The organism is Xanthomonas hyacinthi, assembly GCF_009769165.1.
GTDB classification, from domain to species: domain Bacteria; phylum Pseudomonadota; class Gammaproteobacteria; order Xanthomonadales; family Xanthomonadaceae; genus Xanthomonas_A; species Xanthomonas_A hyacinthi.
The window spans coordinates 4,888,961-4,906,748 of sequence record NZ_CP043476.1; the positions used below are offsets into that span (position 1 = coordinate 4,888,961).

The following is a 17,788-nucleotide window of genomic DNA, read 5'->3' on the forward strand; positions in this document are numbered from 1 at the left end:
GACCAATGCCGATGAAGATGCCACGCCACCTCCGCCTGTTCCTGGCCCTCGCCGCGGCCACCTCTCCGGCCCTGGCCGCGACCGATGTGCCGTACGCGATCACCATCCACGCGCAGGCGGACGCCGCCGGCAGCAGGATCGAGGCACTGCAGGTGGACGAAGCGATCCCGCTGCCGGCCACCCCAGCCGGCAGCGTCCTTCTGGCAATGCCGCACGTGACCAGCAATGTGCCCACCATCGCCGCCAGCGTCGGCGAGCTGGCCGCGCGCGACGACCGCGGCGCCGTGCAGTTGCGCTATCGCGACCAGGGCGAAGGCCCGGCCCGGCAGCGCCAGTGGTATGCCGAGCGCGACGTCACCGGCATCCTGCGCTTTTCCTATCGCGCGACGATGACCGAAGCGCTGGCCGCACGCGGCGCCGCGCCGCCGATCGAACTGCGCAGCGAGGAAGGCGCCTTCTCCGGCGCCGGCGCCACCTTCCTGCTGCATCCGACCAGCGGCCAGCACGACATCGAACTGCACTGGGACCTGTCCGCACTGGGCGCGGGAGCGCATGCCGTGAGCAGCCTGCAGGACCGCAACGCCCGCGACGTCGGCATGGAAGCGCTGGACAGCAGCTACTTCATGGCCGGCAAGATCGGTCTGTATCCGCAGGCGCCCGACGCCACCGGCTTCTTTTCCGCCTGGCAGGGCAACACCCCGTTCGACGCGGCAAAACTGCTGACCTGGACCCAACGGCTACGCCAGCACTACCAAGCGTTCTTCGCCGTGCCGGCCACGCCCTACGGCGTCTTCCTGCGCCGCAACCGGGTCAACCCGGGCGGCGGCATGGGCATGTACAACTCCTTCGTCGTCACCTACGACGACGACCGCGGCAACGACCCGCAACAGCTGGAACTGACCCTCGCCCACGAGATGTTCCACACCTTCCAGCCGCACATGAGCTCGCAGTACGACGGCGAGAGCCTCAGCGAAGCCTGGTTCAACGAAGGCATGGCGGTGTTCTACCAGGCGCGCCTGCCGTTCCGCTACGGCATGATCGATGCCGACGCGTTCCTGAAAGACCTCAACTACACCGCCGCCCGCTATTACACCAACCTCCTCGGCAACGCGCCCAACCGCGACGTGCCGGCGAAGTTCTGGCAGGACACCCGCATCCGCACCCTGCCCTACGACCGCGGCTTCCTGTACTTCGTCACCGTCGACGACGCCATGCGCAAGGCCAGCGGCGGCCGCAAATCGCTGGACGACCTGATGCTGGACATGCTGCACCGCCAGCAACGCAACAAACAGCTCGGCATCGCCGACTGGGAAGCGGTACTGCGCGACACCCTCGGCGAGGCAGCGGTCAAGCAATTGCACGCCATGCTCGACGGCGCCGCACCGCTACCGGCCAGCGACGCCTTCGGCCCCTGCTTCGAACGCATCTCGCAACCCATGCGCCGCTACGAACTCGGCTTCGCCCCCGCCGTGCTGACCGAATCCCCACGCATCGTCCGCGACCTGATCCCCGACTCGGCCGCCGCCAAGGCAGGCATGCGCAACGGCGACGAAATTACCCGCCCGGTCGGCCAGGATCAGTTGCAGGGCGAACAGGATGGCGTCCTTACCTTGCAGTTGCTGCGCGATGGCAAGGCGTTGAGCGTCTCGTACAAGCCGCGGGGCGAGACCGTGGCGACGTGGCAGTGGAAGCGCAAGCAGGGCGTTGGGGAAGCCACTTGCTCGCTGCCTGCCACCGCCCAGGCGCAGTAAACCATCGGCTCCGGCCGGGGTTATACGTCCGGCGTAGTCGCCAGCCGCCAGCGCAGGCGGGATGAACTTCACGCAGGCCCGGATTCCGGGTCTGCTAGCCTCGGCGTCGAACGGCCTGTGCAAGCAGCGCTGAAGCCATGATTCGTATCGGCGGGGCAGACCAGGGCAAGCGAACGACCCAGGGAACTGCGGGCGGCTGCATGGCCGCCGAACCAGGGGAAGGCAGGCGCATGCAGCACGCTGTCGCATCGAACCGACCGGGATTTCCGCACGACCACGACCGCCCCGCGCCAGAAGCCGCTGAGTACTACATGCAAACCGCGCGGGGAGACCCTAGAGACGTGGCAGTGGCGGCGCAGGCAGGCGGGTGCCATAACTAGTTGTTAGACATATGAACGATAGTTCGTAGTGCCCATTTGCATCATCTACGATGTCTGATCAAGATCAAGGCAGGACTATTATCGCCAAGCCCTTTACCTCCAATCGCGCATGTACGAAAAGCGAAAGCACCACTTCGTCCCAGTCACCTACCTCAAGGGCTTTACAGCCGTTGAAGGGTCGCTCCATGTTTACCGCAAGGCGGACCCGACGAAGCCATTCGTATGCAAGCCCGAGAACATCGGATTTACCAACTACTATTATGGGTTCGACAAAGTTGATGGCACCTTTGATACAAACAGCCTGGAAGATGCCTTTCAGCTCGTAGAAGACAACTGGCCCGCAACCCTCGCCGCTGCGCGAAACCGCTCGGAATTGCTAGGCAACGATCTAGCGCGGCTTCTTGAGTACATAGCGCTGCAACGTGCGCGTGTTCCTGCGACGCGTGACAGTTATGAGAGATTCGAAGCCGCTGGAATTCTGGCCACGGCGCGTCAACTCCATGCCCAAGGAAAGCTTCCACCGATGCCAGATGGTAGAGAAGACATCTTGGACGATCTGGAGATCACAGTCTCCCCACAATCGTCTCTACGCGGCATCGCGGTGGTGCTGGAGGCCTGTGAGAAAGTCTTCAACAGCCTCAACTTCGGAATTCTTCGGAATGAAACCGAAGTCCCTCTTCTGACAAGTGATAACCCGGTCATTTGGTTCGACCCATCCATGGAGGAGGACCTTGTTCAACCTTATCGCGTCGCACAAAACGGCCCGATTGACCTCTTCTTTCCTATGGCACCGGATTTGCTTCTCTACGGCTGGAATCCACGTCATGCGGAAGAGTTCCTTTTTGATGGCGTTCGGCATGGTGCATTAACCGATCCAGATCGAATCGCGTTCGTGAACAGGATGATTGTCCGCTTCGGCTACCACACCGTGTTTTCGACATCGGCCTCAGACGCCCCCCAAATAGCACCCTATGCCACGATGTCGCCCACTCTGAGCACCGCGGAAGTTCCGGTGATCGGGGGCAGATTGGTAGTGGGAACAATGACGTTTGGGCCTATGCCGCAGAAGACCAAGTGGAAACCAGAGGACACGAGCTAATAAGCCCAGGATCATCCGGACCCTCGCGTTAGGCGCTTGGCCACCAAGACTGTTGAATCCGAGGCCGGAAACAGGTGTCGAATCTGGAACCTGTGAGATTGCAAAACACGCGATTGGAAGCGGACAGGTCTCAAATCTCTCTTGACGTATCAATTTTTGAAGATTCCGCCCTGCATACAAACAAAAAACCCCGACCAAGGCCGGGGTTCTTCGCTTCAACTGGTGCCGGAAATAGGAATCGAACCTACGACCTACGCATTACGAATGCGCCGCTCTACCAACTGAGCTATTCCGGCTGAACCGCCAATTCTAGGGGGGCGCCGGCCGCCGGTCAATTGACCAGGCGCAGACGCAGTTCCTTGGGCAGGGCGAACACCATCGACTCCGGTTCGCCGGCCAGCTCGCCGACGCCGTCGGCGCCCAGCTCGCGCAGCCGCGCGATGACGCCGTCCACCAGTACCTGCGGCGCCGAGGCGCCGGCGGTCAGGCCGATGCGGCGCTTGCCGGCGACCCAGGCCGGGTCGATCTCCTCGGCGCCGTCGATCAGGTAGGACTCCACCCCGTCGCGCCGCGCCAGCTCGCTGAGCCGGTTGGAATTGGAGCTGTTCGGCGAGCCGACCACCAGCACCAGGTCGCACTGCCTGGCCAGGTCGCGCACCGCGTCCTGGCGGTTCTGGGTGGCGTAGCAGATGTCGTCGTTCTTCGGCCCCTGCATCGCCGGGTAGCGCTCGCGCAGTGCGTCGATGATGCCGCGGGTGTCGTCCACCGACAGCGTGGTCTGGGTGGTGTAGGCCAGGTTCTCCGGCTGCTGGATGTCCAGCGTGACGACCTGCTCGATGTCCTCGACCAGGTAGATGCGCCCGGCGCCGCGTTCGCGGTTCCACTGGCCCATCGTGCCCTCCACCTCGGGGTGGCCGGCATGGCCGATCAGCACCACGTCGCGGCCGGCGCGGCAGTGCCGGGCCACTTCGAAATGGACCTTGGTGACCAGCGGGCAGGTCGCGTCGAACACCTTCAGCCCGCGCCGCTCGGCCTCCTGGCGCACCGCCTGGGACACGCCGTGGGCGCTGAAAATGACCGTGTTGCCGTCGGGCACCTCGTCCAGTTCCTCGACGAAGATCGCGCCGCGCTGCTTCAGGTCGTCGACCACGAAGCGGTTGTGCACCACCTCGTGGCGCACGTAGATCGGCGAGCCCAGGGTCTCGATGGCGCGCTTGACGATCTCGATCGCACGGTCGACGCCGGCGCAGAAACCACGGGGATTGGCGAGCAGGACGTCCATAAATTAGACAGTCCGGCCATGGATGGCCGGGTTCTTCAACAGGGAGGTTGGCATAGCATTATCCCGCTTTTCGCTTCGACTTGCCGTCGAACACGCCGAACAGGGCGATGCCCACGGCGCCGGCGACGATCGCCGAGTCGGCGATGTTGAACGAGGGCCAGTAATGGTCGCCCACGTACCACTGGATGAAATCGACCACGTGGCCGTGCATCAGCCGGTCGATGACGTTGCCGATCGCGCCGCCGATGACCAGGGCGTAAGGCAGCGCGCTGCGCCAGTCGCCGCGCGGGGTGCGCGCCAGCCACCAGGCCAGCAGACCGCTGATGCCCACCGCCAGCGCGGTGAAGAACCACAGCTGCCAGCCGCCGGCCTGGCTCAGGAAACTGAACGCGGCGCCGGTGTTGTAGGTGCGGTACCAGTTCCAGAAGCCGGGGATCACCGGTACCGCGATGAACTCGGGCAGGCTGGACAGCACCCAGGCCTTGCTCCACTGGTCCAGGCCGATCACCAGCGCGGACAGCAGCAGCCAGCACAGGGCGGAGGGTTGGGGTCGTACGATCATGCGCGGGGTCCGCCTCGGGCGATGAATGGGTGCAAAGGAAATCTACGCGGGACGAGGCGGCGGCGAACGCGTCGCGGCCGCGGCCCCTGCCGCGCAGGGACGGATCAGAACCAGTGGCGCTCCTCGCCCGGCCCGGCGATGTTGCCGACGCAGCGCCCGCACAGTTCCGGGTGCGCCGGATCCACGCCCACGTCGGCGCGGTGGTGCCAGCAGCGCACGCACTTGTGCTTGGCGGTGGCCTGCGCGCTGACGAAGATCTCGTCGGTGCTGGCCTCGCGCACCACCACGTCGCCGCTGATGAACAGGAAGCGCAGTTCCTCCTGCAGCGGCTGCAGCTTGGCCGCGGTCTGCGCGTCGGCGGCAACGGTGATCTCCGCCTCCAGCGCCGCGCCGATCACGCCATTGCTGCGCATCGGCTCCAGCACCTTGGCCACCTGCTCGCGCAGCGCCAGCAGCTGCTCGAAATCGGCCGCGCCCAGTGCGGCGTCCTCCGGCAGCGGCGCCAGGCCTTCGTACCAGGTCGCGAACAGCACGTTGCCGACATGCGCGCCGGGCAGGTAACCCCACAGTTCGTCGGCGGTGAAGCTCAGGATCGGCGCGATCCAGCGCACGAACGCCTCGGCGACATGGAACATCGCGCTCTGCGCCGAACGCCGGCCGTGCGAGTCCTCGGCCATCGTGTACAGCCGGTCCTTGGTCACGTCCAGGTACAGCGAGCCCAGGTCCACGCTGCAGAAGTTCAGCAGCGCCTGCACGATCGCGGCGAAGTCGTAGCGCGCGTAGGCGGCCTTGATCTGCTCCTGCACCTCGTAGGCGCGATGCACGATCCAGCGGTCCAGCGCCACCAGCTCCGGCAAGGTCCGCAGGTGCACGGCCGGATTGAAGCCGTGCAGGTTGCCGAGCAGGAAGCGCGCGGTGTTGCGCAGGCGCCGGTAGGCGTCCGAGTTGCGCTTGAGGATCTCCTGCGACAGCGACATCTCGCTGCTGTAGTCGCTGGAGGCGATCCACAGGCGCAGGATGTCCGCGCCCAGCGTCTTCATGATGTCCTGCGGCTCGATGCCGTTGCCCAGCGACTTGGACATCTTGCGTCCGTGCTCGTCGATGGTGAAGCCGTGGGTCAGGCACTGCCGGTACGGCGCCGCCTGGTCCAGCGCCACGCCGGTCAGCAGCGAGGACTGGAACCAGCCGCGGTGCTGGTCCGAGCCTTCCAGGTACAGGTCGGCCGGCTTGGGGATGCCGCGCTCGGCCAGCACCGTCTCGTGGGTCACGCCCGAGTCGAACCACACGTCGAGGATGTCGGTGATCTTGTCGTAGTCGGCAGCTTCGGCGCCAAGCAGCTCGGCGGCGTCGAGCGTGTACCACACGTCCACCCCGCCCTCCTCGACCAGGTCGGCGACCTGGCGCATCAGCTCGGTGCTGCGCGGGTGCGGCTCGCCGGTCTCGCGGTGCACGAACAGCGCGATCGGCACGCCCCAGGTGCGCTGCCGGGAGATGGTCCAGTCCGGGCGCCCGGCGACCATGCCGGCGATGCGCGCCTGGCCCCAGGCCGGGTACCAGTGCACGCCCTCGATCGCCTGCAGCGCATCGGCACGCAGGTTGGCCTGCTCCATCGAGATGAACCACTGCGGGGTGGCGCGGAACGCGATCGGGGTCTTGTGCCGCCAGCAGTGCGGATAGCTGTGAACCATCGTCGCGCGCGCCAGCAGCGCGCCGCGCGCGGCGAGCACATCGCCGATCACGTCGTTGGCCTTCCAGATGTGCAGCCCGGCCAGTTCGACCCCATCGACGCCCGGCGTCGACGGCAGGTAGACGCCACGCGCGTCGATCGGATTGATCTGCGCGGCGCTATAGCGCTCGATCAGCCCGTACTGCCTGGCCGCCACGTAGTCTTCCTGGCCGTGGCCCGGTGCGGTGTGCACCGCGCCGGTACCGTCCTCGTCGGACACATGGTCGCCGAGGATCAGCGGGATGTCGCGCGTGTCGTAGCCGTTGCCGGGCGCGGCGAACGGATGCGCCAGCACCTGGTGTTCCAGCGCCGCACCGGCGACGCGGCCGTGCACCACCACCTCGGCGACGCCGTAGCGTTGCAGCACGCGCTCGGCCAGCGCATCGGCCAGCACCAGCCAGCGGCGGCGGCCGGCGTGCGCCGGGCCTTCGACCAAGGCGTAGCTCAGCTCCGGCCCCAGCGACACCGCCAGCGAGGCCGGCAGCGTCCACGGCGTGGTGGTCCAGATCGGCACCGCGACCTCGACATCCTCCGGCAGCGCGACGCCGAACGCGGCGGCCAGCGCCGCGCCGTCGCGCGCCGGGTAGGCCACGTCCACGGTCGGCGACTGCTTGTCGGCGTACTCGATCTCCGCCTCGGCCAGCGCCGAGCCGCAATCGAAGCACCAGTGCACCGGCTTCACCCCGCGGGTCAGGTGGCCGTTGTCGACGATCCTGGCCAGCGCGCGCATCTCGTTGGCTTCGAAATGGAAATCGAGCGTGCGGTACGGGTTGTCCCAGTCGCCGATCACGCCCAGGCGCTTGAAATCGCGGCGCTGGATGTCGATCTGCTCGTTGGCGTATTCGCGGCACTTCTGCCGGAACTGCGCCGCATCCAGCTTGACCCCGACCTTGCCGTACTTCTTCTCGATCGCGATCTCGATCGGCAGGCCATGGCAGTCCCAGCCCGGGATGTACGGCGCATCGAAGCCGGCCAGATACTTGGACTTGACGATGATGTCCTTGAGGATCTTGTTGACCGCATGGCCGAGATGGATCGCGCCGTTGGCGTACGGCGGGCCGTCGTGCAGCACGAACAGCGGCCGGCCCTGCGCGTTGTCGCGCAGCTGCGCGTACAGCCCCTCGCTCTCCCAGCGGGCCAGCGTGTCCGGCTCGCGCTTGGGCAGATCGCCGCGCATCGGAAAGTCCGTCGCCGGCAGGTTGAGGGTGGCTTTGTAGTCCTGGGTCACGGGGATTTACCGGTCGGTGGTCTTCATTGGGGAGTCCGCGCGCGGCGGCGCGGGCTTGTGCGCGCGGCTTGCGCCATCGGCGTCCGCGCGCGGCGGCGCGGGTTGCTGCGCGGACGCGAGCAGGCGCCGCGCCAGTGCGGCGTCGCGGTGCATCTGTTCGGTCAGCGCTGCCAGATCGGAGAACGTTTCCTCGTCGCGCAGCTTGGCGACGAATTCCACGGCGATGTGGCGTCCGTACAGGTCGCCCTGGAAATCGAACAGGTGCGCTTCCAGCAGCGGCTCCACGCCCTGCACGGTCGGCCGCGTGCCGAAGCTGGACACCGACGGCCACGGCTGTTCGCCCACCCCGTGCACCCAGGTCGCGTAGATGCCCGACAGCGCCGGCGTGCGCAGGAAGCGCAGGTTGGCGGTGGGATAGCCGAGGGTGCGCCCGAGCTGCTTGCCGCGCACCACGCGGCCGTCGATCGCGTACGCGCGGCCGAGCAGTTCGGCGGCATGCGCGAACTCGCCGGTCACCAGCAGTTCGCGGATGCGGGTGCTGGAAATGCGTTCTTCGCGCAGGTGCACCGGCTCGATCTCGCCGGCGCTGAAGCCCAGTTGCGCGCCCATCTCGCGCAGCAGCGCGATGTCGCCGCCGCGCTTGTGGCCGAAACGGAACGCCGGGCCGATCCACACCTCGCGCGCCTGCAGCCGATCGACCAGGGTGCGCCGCACGAAGTCCTGCGCGCTCATCGACGACAGGCGCAGATCGAAGCGCAGCAGGCCCACGCTGTCCACGCCGAGCTGCTGCAGGCCTTCGACCTTGGCCCGCGCCAGGGTCAGCCGCGGCGGCGGCGCGGCCGGCGCGAAGAACTCGCGCGGCAGCGGCTCGAAGCTCAACGCCACCGCCGGCACGCCCAGCGCGCGGGCACGCGCCAGCGCATGGCGCACCAGCGCACGGTGGCCCAGATGCAGGCCATCGAAGGCGCCGATGCAGACCACGCTTCCCTGCGGGAACAAAGTCCCGCCCTCGACGTCTCTAAACAGCCTGCTCATTCCTCGTTCCGAAGCGCCGGCGCGCGCGTGCCCGCCGATGATGCGTAACCGTCGAGTATAGCGGGGAGTGGCAGGCCTCGGGACGGCAGGGCCGCCCGAGGAATCGCCGCCAAGCGATCGGTCCGGGACGGGCAAGCACCGCTTTTCTGTGGGAGGGGCTTCAGCCCCGACGCCTTACCGGGAAGGCATCGGGGCTGAAGCCCCTCCCACAGAAATCCCGAATCCCCAATCCCCAATCCCGGCCCTAATGCTCCCTCAGATCCCGCGGCCGGAAGCCCAACGCCAGCAACGCCAGCAGATACACCGCGCCACCGCCGCCGACCAGCGCCAGCAGGCTGCCGATGCGGTGCCATTTGTCCATCGTGGTGAAGCCCGGCAGCCAGTGCAGGCCCAGCGCCAGCACCGCGGCCATCGCCGTGCAGGCCACGCCCAGCCGCAGCAGGTAGCCGGCCCAGCCCGGCCGCGGCCGGTACACCTCGGCGCGGCGCAGCCAGCGCCACAGCAGCGACAGGTTGATGTAGCTGGCCACCGCGCTGGCCAGGCCCAGCGCCAGGTGCAGGCCCGGCACCGCCGCCAGCGCCGCGCGCAGGCCCTGCGCGCGCAGCTCGGCCGGCACCCACAGCTGGTACAGGATCGCCAGGAACAGCAGGTTCAGCGCCATGTTCGCGACCAGCGCGACCACGCCGGCGCGCACCGGAGTGCGCGTGTCCTGGCGCGAGTAGAACGCCGGCAGCAGCACCTTGAGCAGCGCGAACGCGGGCAGGCCGAAGCTCAGCCCGAACACCGACATCGCCGCCATGCGCGTGTCGAACGCGGTGAACTTGCCGTACTGGAACAGCGTGGCCACCAGCGGCTGGCTCAGCAGCATCAGCCCCAGCATCGCCGGCACCGCGATCAGCAGCGTGATGCGCAGGCCCCAGTCCAGCGCATTGGAGAACCCGACATGGTCGGTCTTGACGTGATGCCGCGACAGCGCCGGCAGGATCACCGTGCCCAGCGCCACGCCGAACACGCCCAGCGGCAGTTCCAGGAAGCGGTCGGCCTGCGACAGCCAGCTCTGCGAGCCGGCGAACAGGAACGAGGCGATCACCGTATCCAGCAACAGGTTGATCTGCGCGATCGAGGAGCCGAACAGGGTCGGCACCATCAGGGTCAGCACGCGGCGCACGTCCGGATGCTGCCAGCCCCAACGCGGCAGGGTCAGCAGGTCGATGCCGCGCAGCGCCGGCAGCTGGAACAGCAACTGCAGCACGCCGGCGACCAACACCGCCCAACCCATCGCCAGGATCGGCACCTCCAGCTTCGGCGCCAGCCACAGCGCGCCGGCGATCATGCACAGGTTGAGGATCACCGGCGTCAGCGCCGGCAGGCCGAAGCGGTTGAAGCTGTTCAAGGCGCCACCGGCCAGCGCGGTCAGCGACACGAACAGCAGGAACGGGAAGGTCAGCCGCAGCAGATCCACGATCAAGCCGAACTTGGCCGGATCGTCGCTGGACCCGGGATTGAACAGCAGCGCCACCTGCGGGGTGAAGATCAGCCCCAGCGCGGTGACCAGCAGCAGGATCCCGCCCAGGGTGCCGGACACTCGCGACATCAGGGCGCGCAGGCCGGCATGCGGCCGGGTTTCCTTGACCTCGGTGAACACCGGCACGAAGGCGGTGGCGAACGAGCCTTCCGCGAACAGCCGGCGCAGGAAGTTCGGAATGCGGAACGCGACCCAGAAAGCGTCGGTGGTCGCGTTGGCACCGAACGAAATGGTGATAGCCTGATCGCGTACCAGCCCCAGCACGCGCGAGACCATGGTCATGCTGCTGAACGAGAGCAGCCCGCGGGACATGCGCGGCGCGCTCATGCAGCGACCCTCTTGACAATTGGCTTGACGCAGTTGTTTAGAACCTTCATACTCTCCCGCTTGTTTTTATCCACCACACAGCTTTCCAGGAAACCACCACCGTGGCCAATATCAAGTCCGCCAAGAAGCGCGCCAAGCAGACCGTCGTGCGCAACGCGCGCAATACGGCTCAGCGTTCGATGCTGCGCACCGCCGTCAAGAAGGTCATCAAGGCCCTGGACGCCAACGACGCCGCCGGCGCCGAAGCCGCTTTCGCCGTTGCCCAGCCGATCCTCGACCGTTTCAGCTCGCGCGGTCTGATCCACAAGAACAAGGCTGCGCGCCACAAGAGCCGCCTGACCGCCCGCATCAAGGCGATCAAGACCGCCGCCTGACCGGCTGCGGTCGTTGCCGGAGGTGCCTGCGCTTCCGGCACTACGAAAAAGCCCGGCCTCGGCCGGGTTTTTCGTGTGCGTGCGATCCGCTGCAGACCGCTGCGCGCCGGACCGGCCGCCGCGCTCAAAGCGCATTGGCAGCGGGCGCATTGGCGGCCGCTTCCAGCGCATCCTCGCGCTGGTGGTCGAAGAACGCCATCACGTCCTTCATGATCGGCCAGGTGCCGTCGCGGCCCAGCGCCGACACCAGGTACCACGGCCGGGTCCAGCCGAGCTCGGCGACGAGCTGCTCGGCCAGCGTGCGCGCCTCGTCCGCGAACAGCAGGTCGGCCTTGTTCAGCACCAGCCAGCGCGGCTTGGCCAGCAGCTCCGGGTCGTGCTTCTCCAGTTCGCGCTCGATCGCGCGCACCTGCTCGGTCGGCGACACGCCATCCACCCCGCCTTCCATCGGCGCCAGATCCACCAGGTGCAGCAGCAGCCGGGTGCGCTGCAGATGGCGCAGGAACTGCGCGCCCAGGCCGGCGCCATCGGCCGCGCCCTCGATCAGGCCCGGAATGTCGGCGATCACGAAGCTGCGGTAGGCCTCGACGCTGACCACGCCCAGATTCGGATACAGCGTGGTGAACGGATAGTCGGCGACCTTCGGCGTGGCCGCGGACACCGCGCGGATGAAGGTGCTCTTGCCGGCATTGGGGAACCCGAGCAGGCCGACGTCGGCGAGCAGCTTCAGCTCCAGCTTCAGCGTGCGCTCCTCGCCCTCCTCGCCCGGCGTCGCCTTGCGCGGCGCGCGCGTCACCGAACTCTTGAAATGCATGTTGCCCAGGCCGCCCTTGCCACCCTGTGCGACCAGCAGCTTGTCGCCGTGCGCGACCAGGTCGCCGATGGTCTCGTCGGTATCGACGTTGATCACCACGGTGCCGACCGGCACGGTGATGACCAGGTCTTCGCCGGCCTTGCCGTACATCTGCCGGCCCATGCCGTTCTCGCCGCGCTGCGCACGGAACGCGCGCTGGTGGCGGAAATCGACCAGGGTGTTGAGGTTCTCGTCGGCGACCAGCCACACGCTGCCGCCGTTGCCGCCATCGCCGCCGTCCGGCCCACCGAGCGGGATGAACTTCTCGCGGCGGAAGCCGATGCAGCCGTTGCCGCCATTGCCGGCACCGACCTGGATTTCTGCTTCATCTACCAACTTCATGAATTAACAACCGGGAATGGGGAATGGTGAATCGAGAATCGGAAAAGCGAGCCGGCGCCGTGGCGTCGATTCTAAGTGGCGGCACCCAATCGGCAAAATCCGATCAGCTGCATGACCAGGCAGGGGAGCGAGCCGACGGGAACCGCTTTTGCCATTCCCGATTCCCCATTCCCGATTCCCAGCCAAAAAACAAAAACCCCGCCGAAGCGGGGCTTTCGTCAGCAAGCCTGCGCCATGCGCAGGCCCTGGAGGCGAAACGCTTACGCCTCGGCGGTCGCCGCTTCGGTCAGTACGCTGACGGTGCGACGCTTCTTGGCGCCCTTCACCGAGAACTCGACCTTGCCGTTCACCAGCGCGAACAGCGTGTGGTCGCGGCCCAGGCCGACGCCCGAACCCGGGTGGAACTGGGTGCCGCGCTGACGCACGATGATGTTGCCCGCCTCGATCGCCTGGCCGCCGAAGATCTTCACGCCCAGGTATTTCGGGTTGGAGTCGCGGCCGTTGCGCGAGGAACCTACGCCTTTTTTGTGTGCCATGACTGCTGCTCCTTACTTCTTGTCGCCACCGGCAATGCCGGTGATCTCGATTTCGGTGTAATGCTGCCGGTGCCCCTGACGCTTCATGTGGTGCTTGCGGCGGCGGAACTTGATGATGCGCACCTTGTCGGCGCGGCCATGGGCCACGACCTTCGCGGTGACGCTGGCGCCCTTCAGCGCGTCGCCGAGCTTGACGCCGTCGCTGTCGCCCAGCATCAGGATGGTGTCGAACTTGATCTCGTTGCCGGCTTCGACTTCGAGCTTTTCCACGCGGAGCGTTTCGCCCTGCGCGACGCGGTATTGCTTACCGCCGGTTACCAGTACTGCGTACATGACCAGACTTCCTCTGTAGTTATTGTGGTCGCCCCTGCCGTGCCTCTTCGGGCAGACAGGAGCGGAAGTGTAATGGCTTCAGCGGCTTAGGGTCAAGTCCCCACCCCGGCGCGGGCGCGGCCCCGGCAACCCGGCGCCAGCGGCTGAACCGGCCAGCCGGCGCGCGCCACGAATCCTGGCAAATCCGGCAATTGCCCCCACCTGACAAGCTGGGTACGCTGATCGATTGCCGCCCCCTCTCCGCCCCCACGCTGGCCCCGGGCTGACGCCCGGCCGGTACAACACGGACTCCTCATGGCGATGGATTTCATCCGCATCCGCGGCGCGCGGACGCACAACCTCAAGAACCTCGACCTCGACCTGCCGCGCGACAAGCTGATCGTGATCACCGGCCTGTCCGGCTCGGGCAAGTCGTCGCTGGCGTTCGACACCATCTACGCCGAAGGCCAGCGCCGCTACGTGGAGTCGCTGTCGGCGTACGCGCGGCAGTTCCTCAGCGTGATGGAAAAGCCCGACATCGACCACATCGAAGGCCTGTCGCCGGCGATCGCGATCGAGCAGAAGTCGACCTCGCACAACCCGCGCTCCACGGTCGGCACCATCACCGAGATCTACGACTACCTGCGCCTGCTGTACGCACGCGTTGGCCAGCCGCGCTGCCCCGACCACGGCTATCCGCTGGAGGCGCAGACGGTCAGCCAGATGGTCGACCAGATCCTGACCCTGGACCCGGAGCAGCGCTACATGCTGCTGGCGCCGGTGATCCGCGAGCGCAAGGGCGAGCATGCGCAGGTGTTCGAACAGCTGCGCGCGCAGGGCTTCGTGCGCGTGCGCGTGGATGGCGAGCTGTACGAGATCGACGCGGTGCCGGCGCTGGCGCTGCGCCAGAAGCACACCATCGAGGCGGTGATCGACCGCTTCCGCCCGCGCGAGGACATCAAGCAGCGCCTGGCCGAGAGCCTGGAGACCGCGCTCAAGCTCGGCGACGGCATGGTCTCGGTGCAGAGCCTGGACGCCGCCGATGCCGCGCCGCAGCTGTTCTCCTCCAAGTACAGCTGCCCGGTCTGCGACTACTCGCTGCCGGAACTGGAGCCGCGGCTGTTCTCGTTCAACGCGCCGATGGGCGCCTGCCCGAGCTGCGACGGCCTGGGCGTGGCCGAGTTCTTCGACCCCGAACGGGTGGTCGTGCATCCGGAGCTGTCGCTGTCGGCCGGCGCGGTGCGCGGCTGGGACCGGCGCAACGCCTACTACTTCCAGCTGATCGCCTCGCTGGCCAAGCACTACAAGTTCGACGTGGACGCGCCGTGGCAGTCGCTGCCGGCGAGCGTGCGCCAGGCGGTGCTGTACGGCAGCGGCGAGGAGACCATCACCTTCACCTACTTCACCGATGCCGGCGGCCGCAGCCAGCGCAAGCACCGCTTCGAAGGCATCATCCCCAACCTGGAACGCCGCTACCGCGAGACCGAATCGCCGGCGGTGCGCGAGGAACTGGCCAAGTACATCAGCGAGCGGCCGTGCCCGGACTGCAAGGGCGCGCGCCTGAACAAGGCCGCGCGCAACGTGTTCGTCGCCGACCGCCCGCTGCCGGACCTGGTGGTGCTGCCGATCGACGATGCGCTGCGCTTCTTCCGCCAGCTCGACCTGCCCGGCTGGCGCGGCGAGATCGCCAGCAAGATCGTCAAGGAGATCGCCGAGCGGCTCGGCTTCCTGGTCGATGTCGGCCTGGATTACCTGACCCTGGAACGCAAGGCCGACACCCTGTCCGGCGGCGAGGCGCAGCGCATCCGCCTGGCCAGCCAGATCGGCGCCGGCCTGGTCGGGGTCATGTACGTGCTCGACGAGCCGTCGATCGGCCTGCACCAGCGCGACAACGAGCGCCTGCTGGGCACGCTCACGCGGCTGCGCGACCTGGGCAACACGGTGATCGTGGTCGAGCACGACGAGGACGCGATCCGCCTGGCCGACTACGTGCTGGACATCGGCCCCGGCGCCGGCGTGCACGGCGGCGAGATCGTCGGCCAGGGCACGGTGCAGGACCTGCTGAAGGCGCCGCGCTCGCTGACCGGCCAGTACCTGTCGGGCAAGCGCCGCATCGAGATCCCGGCCAAGCGGCACAAGGCCAATCCGAAGATGACCCTGCACCTGCGCGGGGCCACCGGCAACAACCTCAAGGGCGTGGACCTGGACATCCCGGCCGGGCTGCTGACCTGCGTCACCGGCGTGTCCGGCTCGGGCAAGTCGACGCTGATCAACGACACCTTGTTCACCCTGGCCGCCAACGAGATCAACGGCGCCTCGCATGCGGTGGCGCCGTACCGCGAGATCGAGCACCTGGACCTGTTCGACAAGGTGGTGGACATCGACCAGTCGCCGATCGGGCGCACCCCGCGCTCCAACCCGGCCACCTACACCGGCCTGTTCACGCCGCTGCGCGAACTGTTCGCGCAGGTGCCCGAGTCGCGCGCGCGCGGCTATTCGCCGGGCCGTTTCAGCTTCAACGTGCGCGGCGGCCGCTGCGAGGCGTGCCAGGGCGACGGCCTGATCAAGGTCGAGATGCACTTCCTGCCCGACGTGTACGTGCCCTGCGACGTGTGCCACGGCAAGCGCTACAACCGCGAGACGCTGGAGATCCTGTACAAGGGCTTCAACATCAACGACGTGCTGCAGATGACGGTGGAGGATGCGCTGAAGCTGTTCGAGCCGGTGCCGACCATCGCGCGCAAGCTGGAGACGCTGGTCGATGTCGGCCTGAGCTACATCAAGCTGGGGCAGAGCGCGACCACCCTGTCCGGCGGCGAGGCGCAGCGGGTGAAGCTGTCCAAGGAACTGTCGCGCCGCGATACCGGCCGCACCCTGTACATCCTCGACGAGCCGACCACCGGCCTGCACTTCCACGACATCGAGGCGCTGCTGGGCGTGCTGCACAAGCTGCGCGACGAAGGCAACACCGTGGTGGTGATCGAGCACAACCTGGACGTGATCAAGACCGCGGACTGGGTGGTGGACCTGGGCCCGGAAGGCGGCCACCGCGGCGGCACCATCCTCGCCACCGGCACCCCGGAGGACATCGCCGCGCATCCGGATTCCTACACCGGCCAGTTCCTGGCCAGGCTGCTGCCCGCCGGCACCGTGGCCAAGCCGACCAAGCCGGCGGCGATGGCCAACAAGCCCGACGCGCTGCCGCCGCGCAAGAGCAAACCCGAGAAGGTCGCGAAAAAGGCGGCCAAGAAGACCACGACCAAGAAGGCCGCACGATGAGCGCATCCCCCGCCGATTCCGCCACCACCATCCCGCACAAGCCGCTGGCGCGCGTGCCGATCAGCGTGCGCTGGCGCGACATGGACAGCATGGGCCACGTCAACAACGCCAAGTACGTGTCCTACCTGGAAGAAGCGCGGGTGCGCTGGCTGCTGCGCGAAGGCTTCTCGATGCGCGACCGCATCGCCCCGGTGGTGGCCGCCACCAACCTCAACTACCGGCGCCCGATCGTGTGGCCGAACGATATCCTGGTCGAGCTGTTCGTCGAGCGCATCGGCAGCAGCAGCATCACCGTCGGCCACCGCATCGTCGATCAGAAGGACGAGCGCGTGCTGCACTCGGACGGCAACGTCGTGGTGGTGTGGATCGACACCCAGACCGGCAAGAGCGTCCCGCTGCCGGACGATATCCGCGCGGTGTGTAGCTGATTGGGAAGCCGGGATTGGGGATTCGGAATTCGGGATTGGTAGACCCAATCCCACGCGGGATCGCCTTTCCGAATCCCCAATCCCGCCCCTTGTAGGCGGCTTCAGCCGCGACCGGCACCGCCCGAAAGCCCCTGACGCCGAAACCAGCCGGGGCACTGAAGCCATCCTGCAGCAAGACGTGTGGGAGCGACTTCAGTCGCGACGCGCAGAACCGGACGAGTGCAGCGGCAATCGCACCACTGCACCGCAACGCAACCACTACGGCTTGCTAGCACTCACCTTCAACGCGCCCTGCACTTCGCGCCCATCTTCCAGCACGAAGGCGATCGGCAGGCTCGCGCCCTGGCGCAGCGGCTGCGCCGGCTGCATCAGCATCAAATGCAGGCCGCCGGGCTGCAGCACCGCATCGGCACCGGCCGCCAGCGGCAGGCGTTCGATCTGGCGCATCTTGCTGACCCCGTCCACCTGCGTGGTCTGGTGCAGGCTCACCTCGGCGAACGCCGGGCTGCGCGCCGCCACCACCGCCAGCGCCTGCTTGCACGGGTTGTGCAGGCGGCCGAAGCCGGCGGCCATCGGCATCGCCGCGTTCGGCGGCAGCCGCACCCAGCCGGCCTGCCATTGCGGCAAGCAGCCATCGGCCTTGCTCGCGGCCGGCGCCGCGGATGCGCTCCCCGACGCCGACACGGCCAGCCATGCCAGCCCGATGGCCAGCCCCCGTACGCATGCGAATGGTTTGAGCTTCATGACTC

14 protein-coding genes and 1 tRNA gene are annotated in these 17,788 nt (G+C 67.3%); 5 read left to right on the forward strand and 10 right to left on the reverse strand.

The window, feature by feature from the left end; translation table 11 throughout:
• Nucleotides 1–17: 17 nt before the first annotated feature.
• Together FZ025_RS21410 and FZ025_RS21415 are read left to right on the forward strand one after the other, a co-directional pair.
• Nucleotides 18–1,751: a M61 family metallopeptidase gene (locus FZ025_RS21410; protein ID WP_158185616.1), complete on the forward strand. Its 1,734-nt coding sequence runs from the start codon at nt 18–20 to the stop codon at nt 1,749–1,751.
• Nucleotides 1,752–2,240: 489 nt separating this feature from the next.
• On the forward strand, nt 2,241–3,230 hold the full coding sequence (locus tag FZ025_RS21415; RefSeq protein ID WP_046980460.1) for a DUF4238 domain-containing protein: 990 nt from the start codon (nt 2,241–2,243) through the stop codon (nt 3,228–3,230).
• A gap of 220 nt (nt 3,231–3,450) precedes the next feature.
• Here the strand turns inward: FZ025_RS21415 and FZ025_RS21420 are convergent.
• The 6 genes from FZ025_RS21420 to murJ form a co-directional block, all read right to left on the reverse strand.
• A tRNA-Thr gene (locus FZ025_RS21420) sits at nt 3,451–3,526 on the reverse strand.
• A 35-nt stretch (nt 3,527–3,561) separates the two neighbouring features.
• Nucleotides 3,562–4,512, reverse strand: a complete 951-nt coding sequence (gene ispH / locus FZ025_RS21425) for a 4-hydroxy-3-methylbut-2-enyl diphosphate reductase (RefSeq protein WP_046980461.1) — start codon at nt 4,510–4,512, stop codon at nt 3,562–3,564.
• Between the two features lie 58 nt (nt 4,513–4,570).
• A complete protein-coding gene (gene lspA / locus FZ025_RS21430; protein ID WP_046980462.1) occupies nt 4,571–5,074 on the reverse strand; it encodes a signal peptidase II in 504 nt (167 codons plus the stop codon).
• Between the two features lie 104 nt (nt 5,075–5,178).
• On the reverse strand, nt 5,179–8,028 hold the full coding sequence (ileS, locus tag FZ025_RS21435) for an isoleucine--tRNA ligase (RefSeq protein ID WP_046980463.1): 2,850 nt from the start codon (nt 8,026–8,028) through the stop codon (nt 5,179–5,181).
• A 6-nt stretch (nt 8,029–8,034) separates the two neighbouring features.
• Nucleotides 8,035–9,063: a bifunctional riboflavin kinase/FAD synthetase gene (locus FZ025_RS21440; RefSeq protein WP_046980464.1), complete on the reverse strand. Its 1,029-nt coding sequence runs from the start codon at nt 9,061–9,063 to the stop codon at nt 8,035–8,037.
• A gap of 244 nt (nt 9,064–9,307) precedes the next feature.
• Nucleotides 9,308–10,900 carry a murein biosynthesis integral membrane protein MurJ gene (murJ, locus tag FZ025_RS21445; RefSeq protein ID WP_104558336.1) on the reverse strand — a complete coding sequence of 531 codons (1,593 nt, stop codon included), beginning with the start codon at nt 10,898–10,900 and terminating at the stop codon, nt 9,308–9,310.
• 116 nt (nt 10,901–11,016) lie between these two features.
• On the opposite strand from murJ, the gene rpsT reads away from it, so the two are divergent.
• On the forward strand, nt 11,017–11,289 hold the full coding sequence (rpsT, locus tag FZ025_RS21450) for a 30S ribosomal protein S20 (protein WP_003469619.1): 273 nt from the start codon (nt 11,017–11,019) through the stop codon (nt 11,287–11,289).
• A gap of 124 nt (nt 11,290–11,413) precedes the next feature.
• On the opposite strand, the gene cgtA is transcribed toward rpsT, so the two are convergent.
• The 3 genes from cgtA to rplU form a co-directional block, all read right to left on the reverse strand.
• Nucleotides 11,414–12,484 (reverse strand): Obg family GTPase CgtA, encoded by a 1,071-nt coding sequence (gene cgtA, locus FZ025_RS21455; RefSeq protein ID WP_046980466.1) that lies wholly within the window; start codon nt 12,482–12,484, stop codon nt 11,414–11,416.
• Nucleotides 12,485–12,744: 260 nt separating this feature from the next.
• Nucleotides 12,745–13,020 (reverse strand): 50S ribosomal protein L27, encoded by a 276-nt coding sequence (gene rpmA, locus FZ025_RS21460; RefSeq protein WP_046980467.1) that lies wholly within the window; start codon nt 13,018–13,020, stop codon nt 12,745–12,747.
• Nucleotides 13,021–13,032: 12 nt separating this feature from the next.
• Nucleotides 13,033–13,353: a 50S ribosomal protein L21 gene (gene rplU / locus FZ025_RS21465; protein WP_104558310.1), complete on the reverse strand. Its 321-nt coding sequence runs from the start codon at nt 13,351–13,353 to the stop codon at nt 13,033–13,035.
• A 294-nt stretch (nt 13,354–13,647) separates the two neighbouring features.
• Between rplU and uvrA the strand changes: the two genes are divergently transcribed.
• Nucleotides 13,648–16,611 (forward strand): excinuclease ABC subunit UvrA, encoded by a 2,964-nt coding sequence (uvrA, locus tag FZ025_RS21470; RefSeq protein ID WP_104558311.1) that lies wholly within the window; start codon nt 13,648–13,650, stop codon nt 16,609–16,611.
• Nucleotides 16,608–17,039, forward strand: coding sequence for an acyl-CoA thioesterase (locus FZ025_RS21475; protein WP_046979035.1), 432 nt, complete (start codon nt 16,608–16,610; stop codon nt 17,037–17,039). Before uvrA ends, FZ025_RS21475 begins: the two co-directional genes overlap by 4 nt.
• 258 nt (nt 17,040–17,297) lie before the next feature.
• Here the strand turns inward: FZ025_RS21475 and FZ025_RS21480 are convergent, their stop codons facing one another.
• The gene (locus FZ025_RS21480; protein ID WP_104558312.1) at nt 17,298–17,783 is read right to left on the reverse strand and encodes a copper chaperone PCu(A)C; all 486 of its coding nucleotides are present in this window, start codon (nt 17,781–17,783) and stop codon (nt 17,298–17,300) included.
• Between the last annotated feature and the right edge of the window lie 5 nt (nt 17,784–17,788).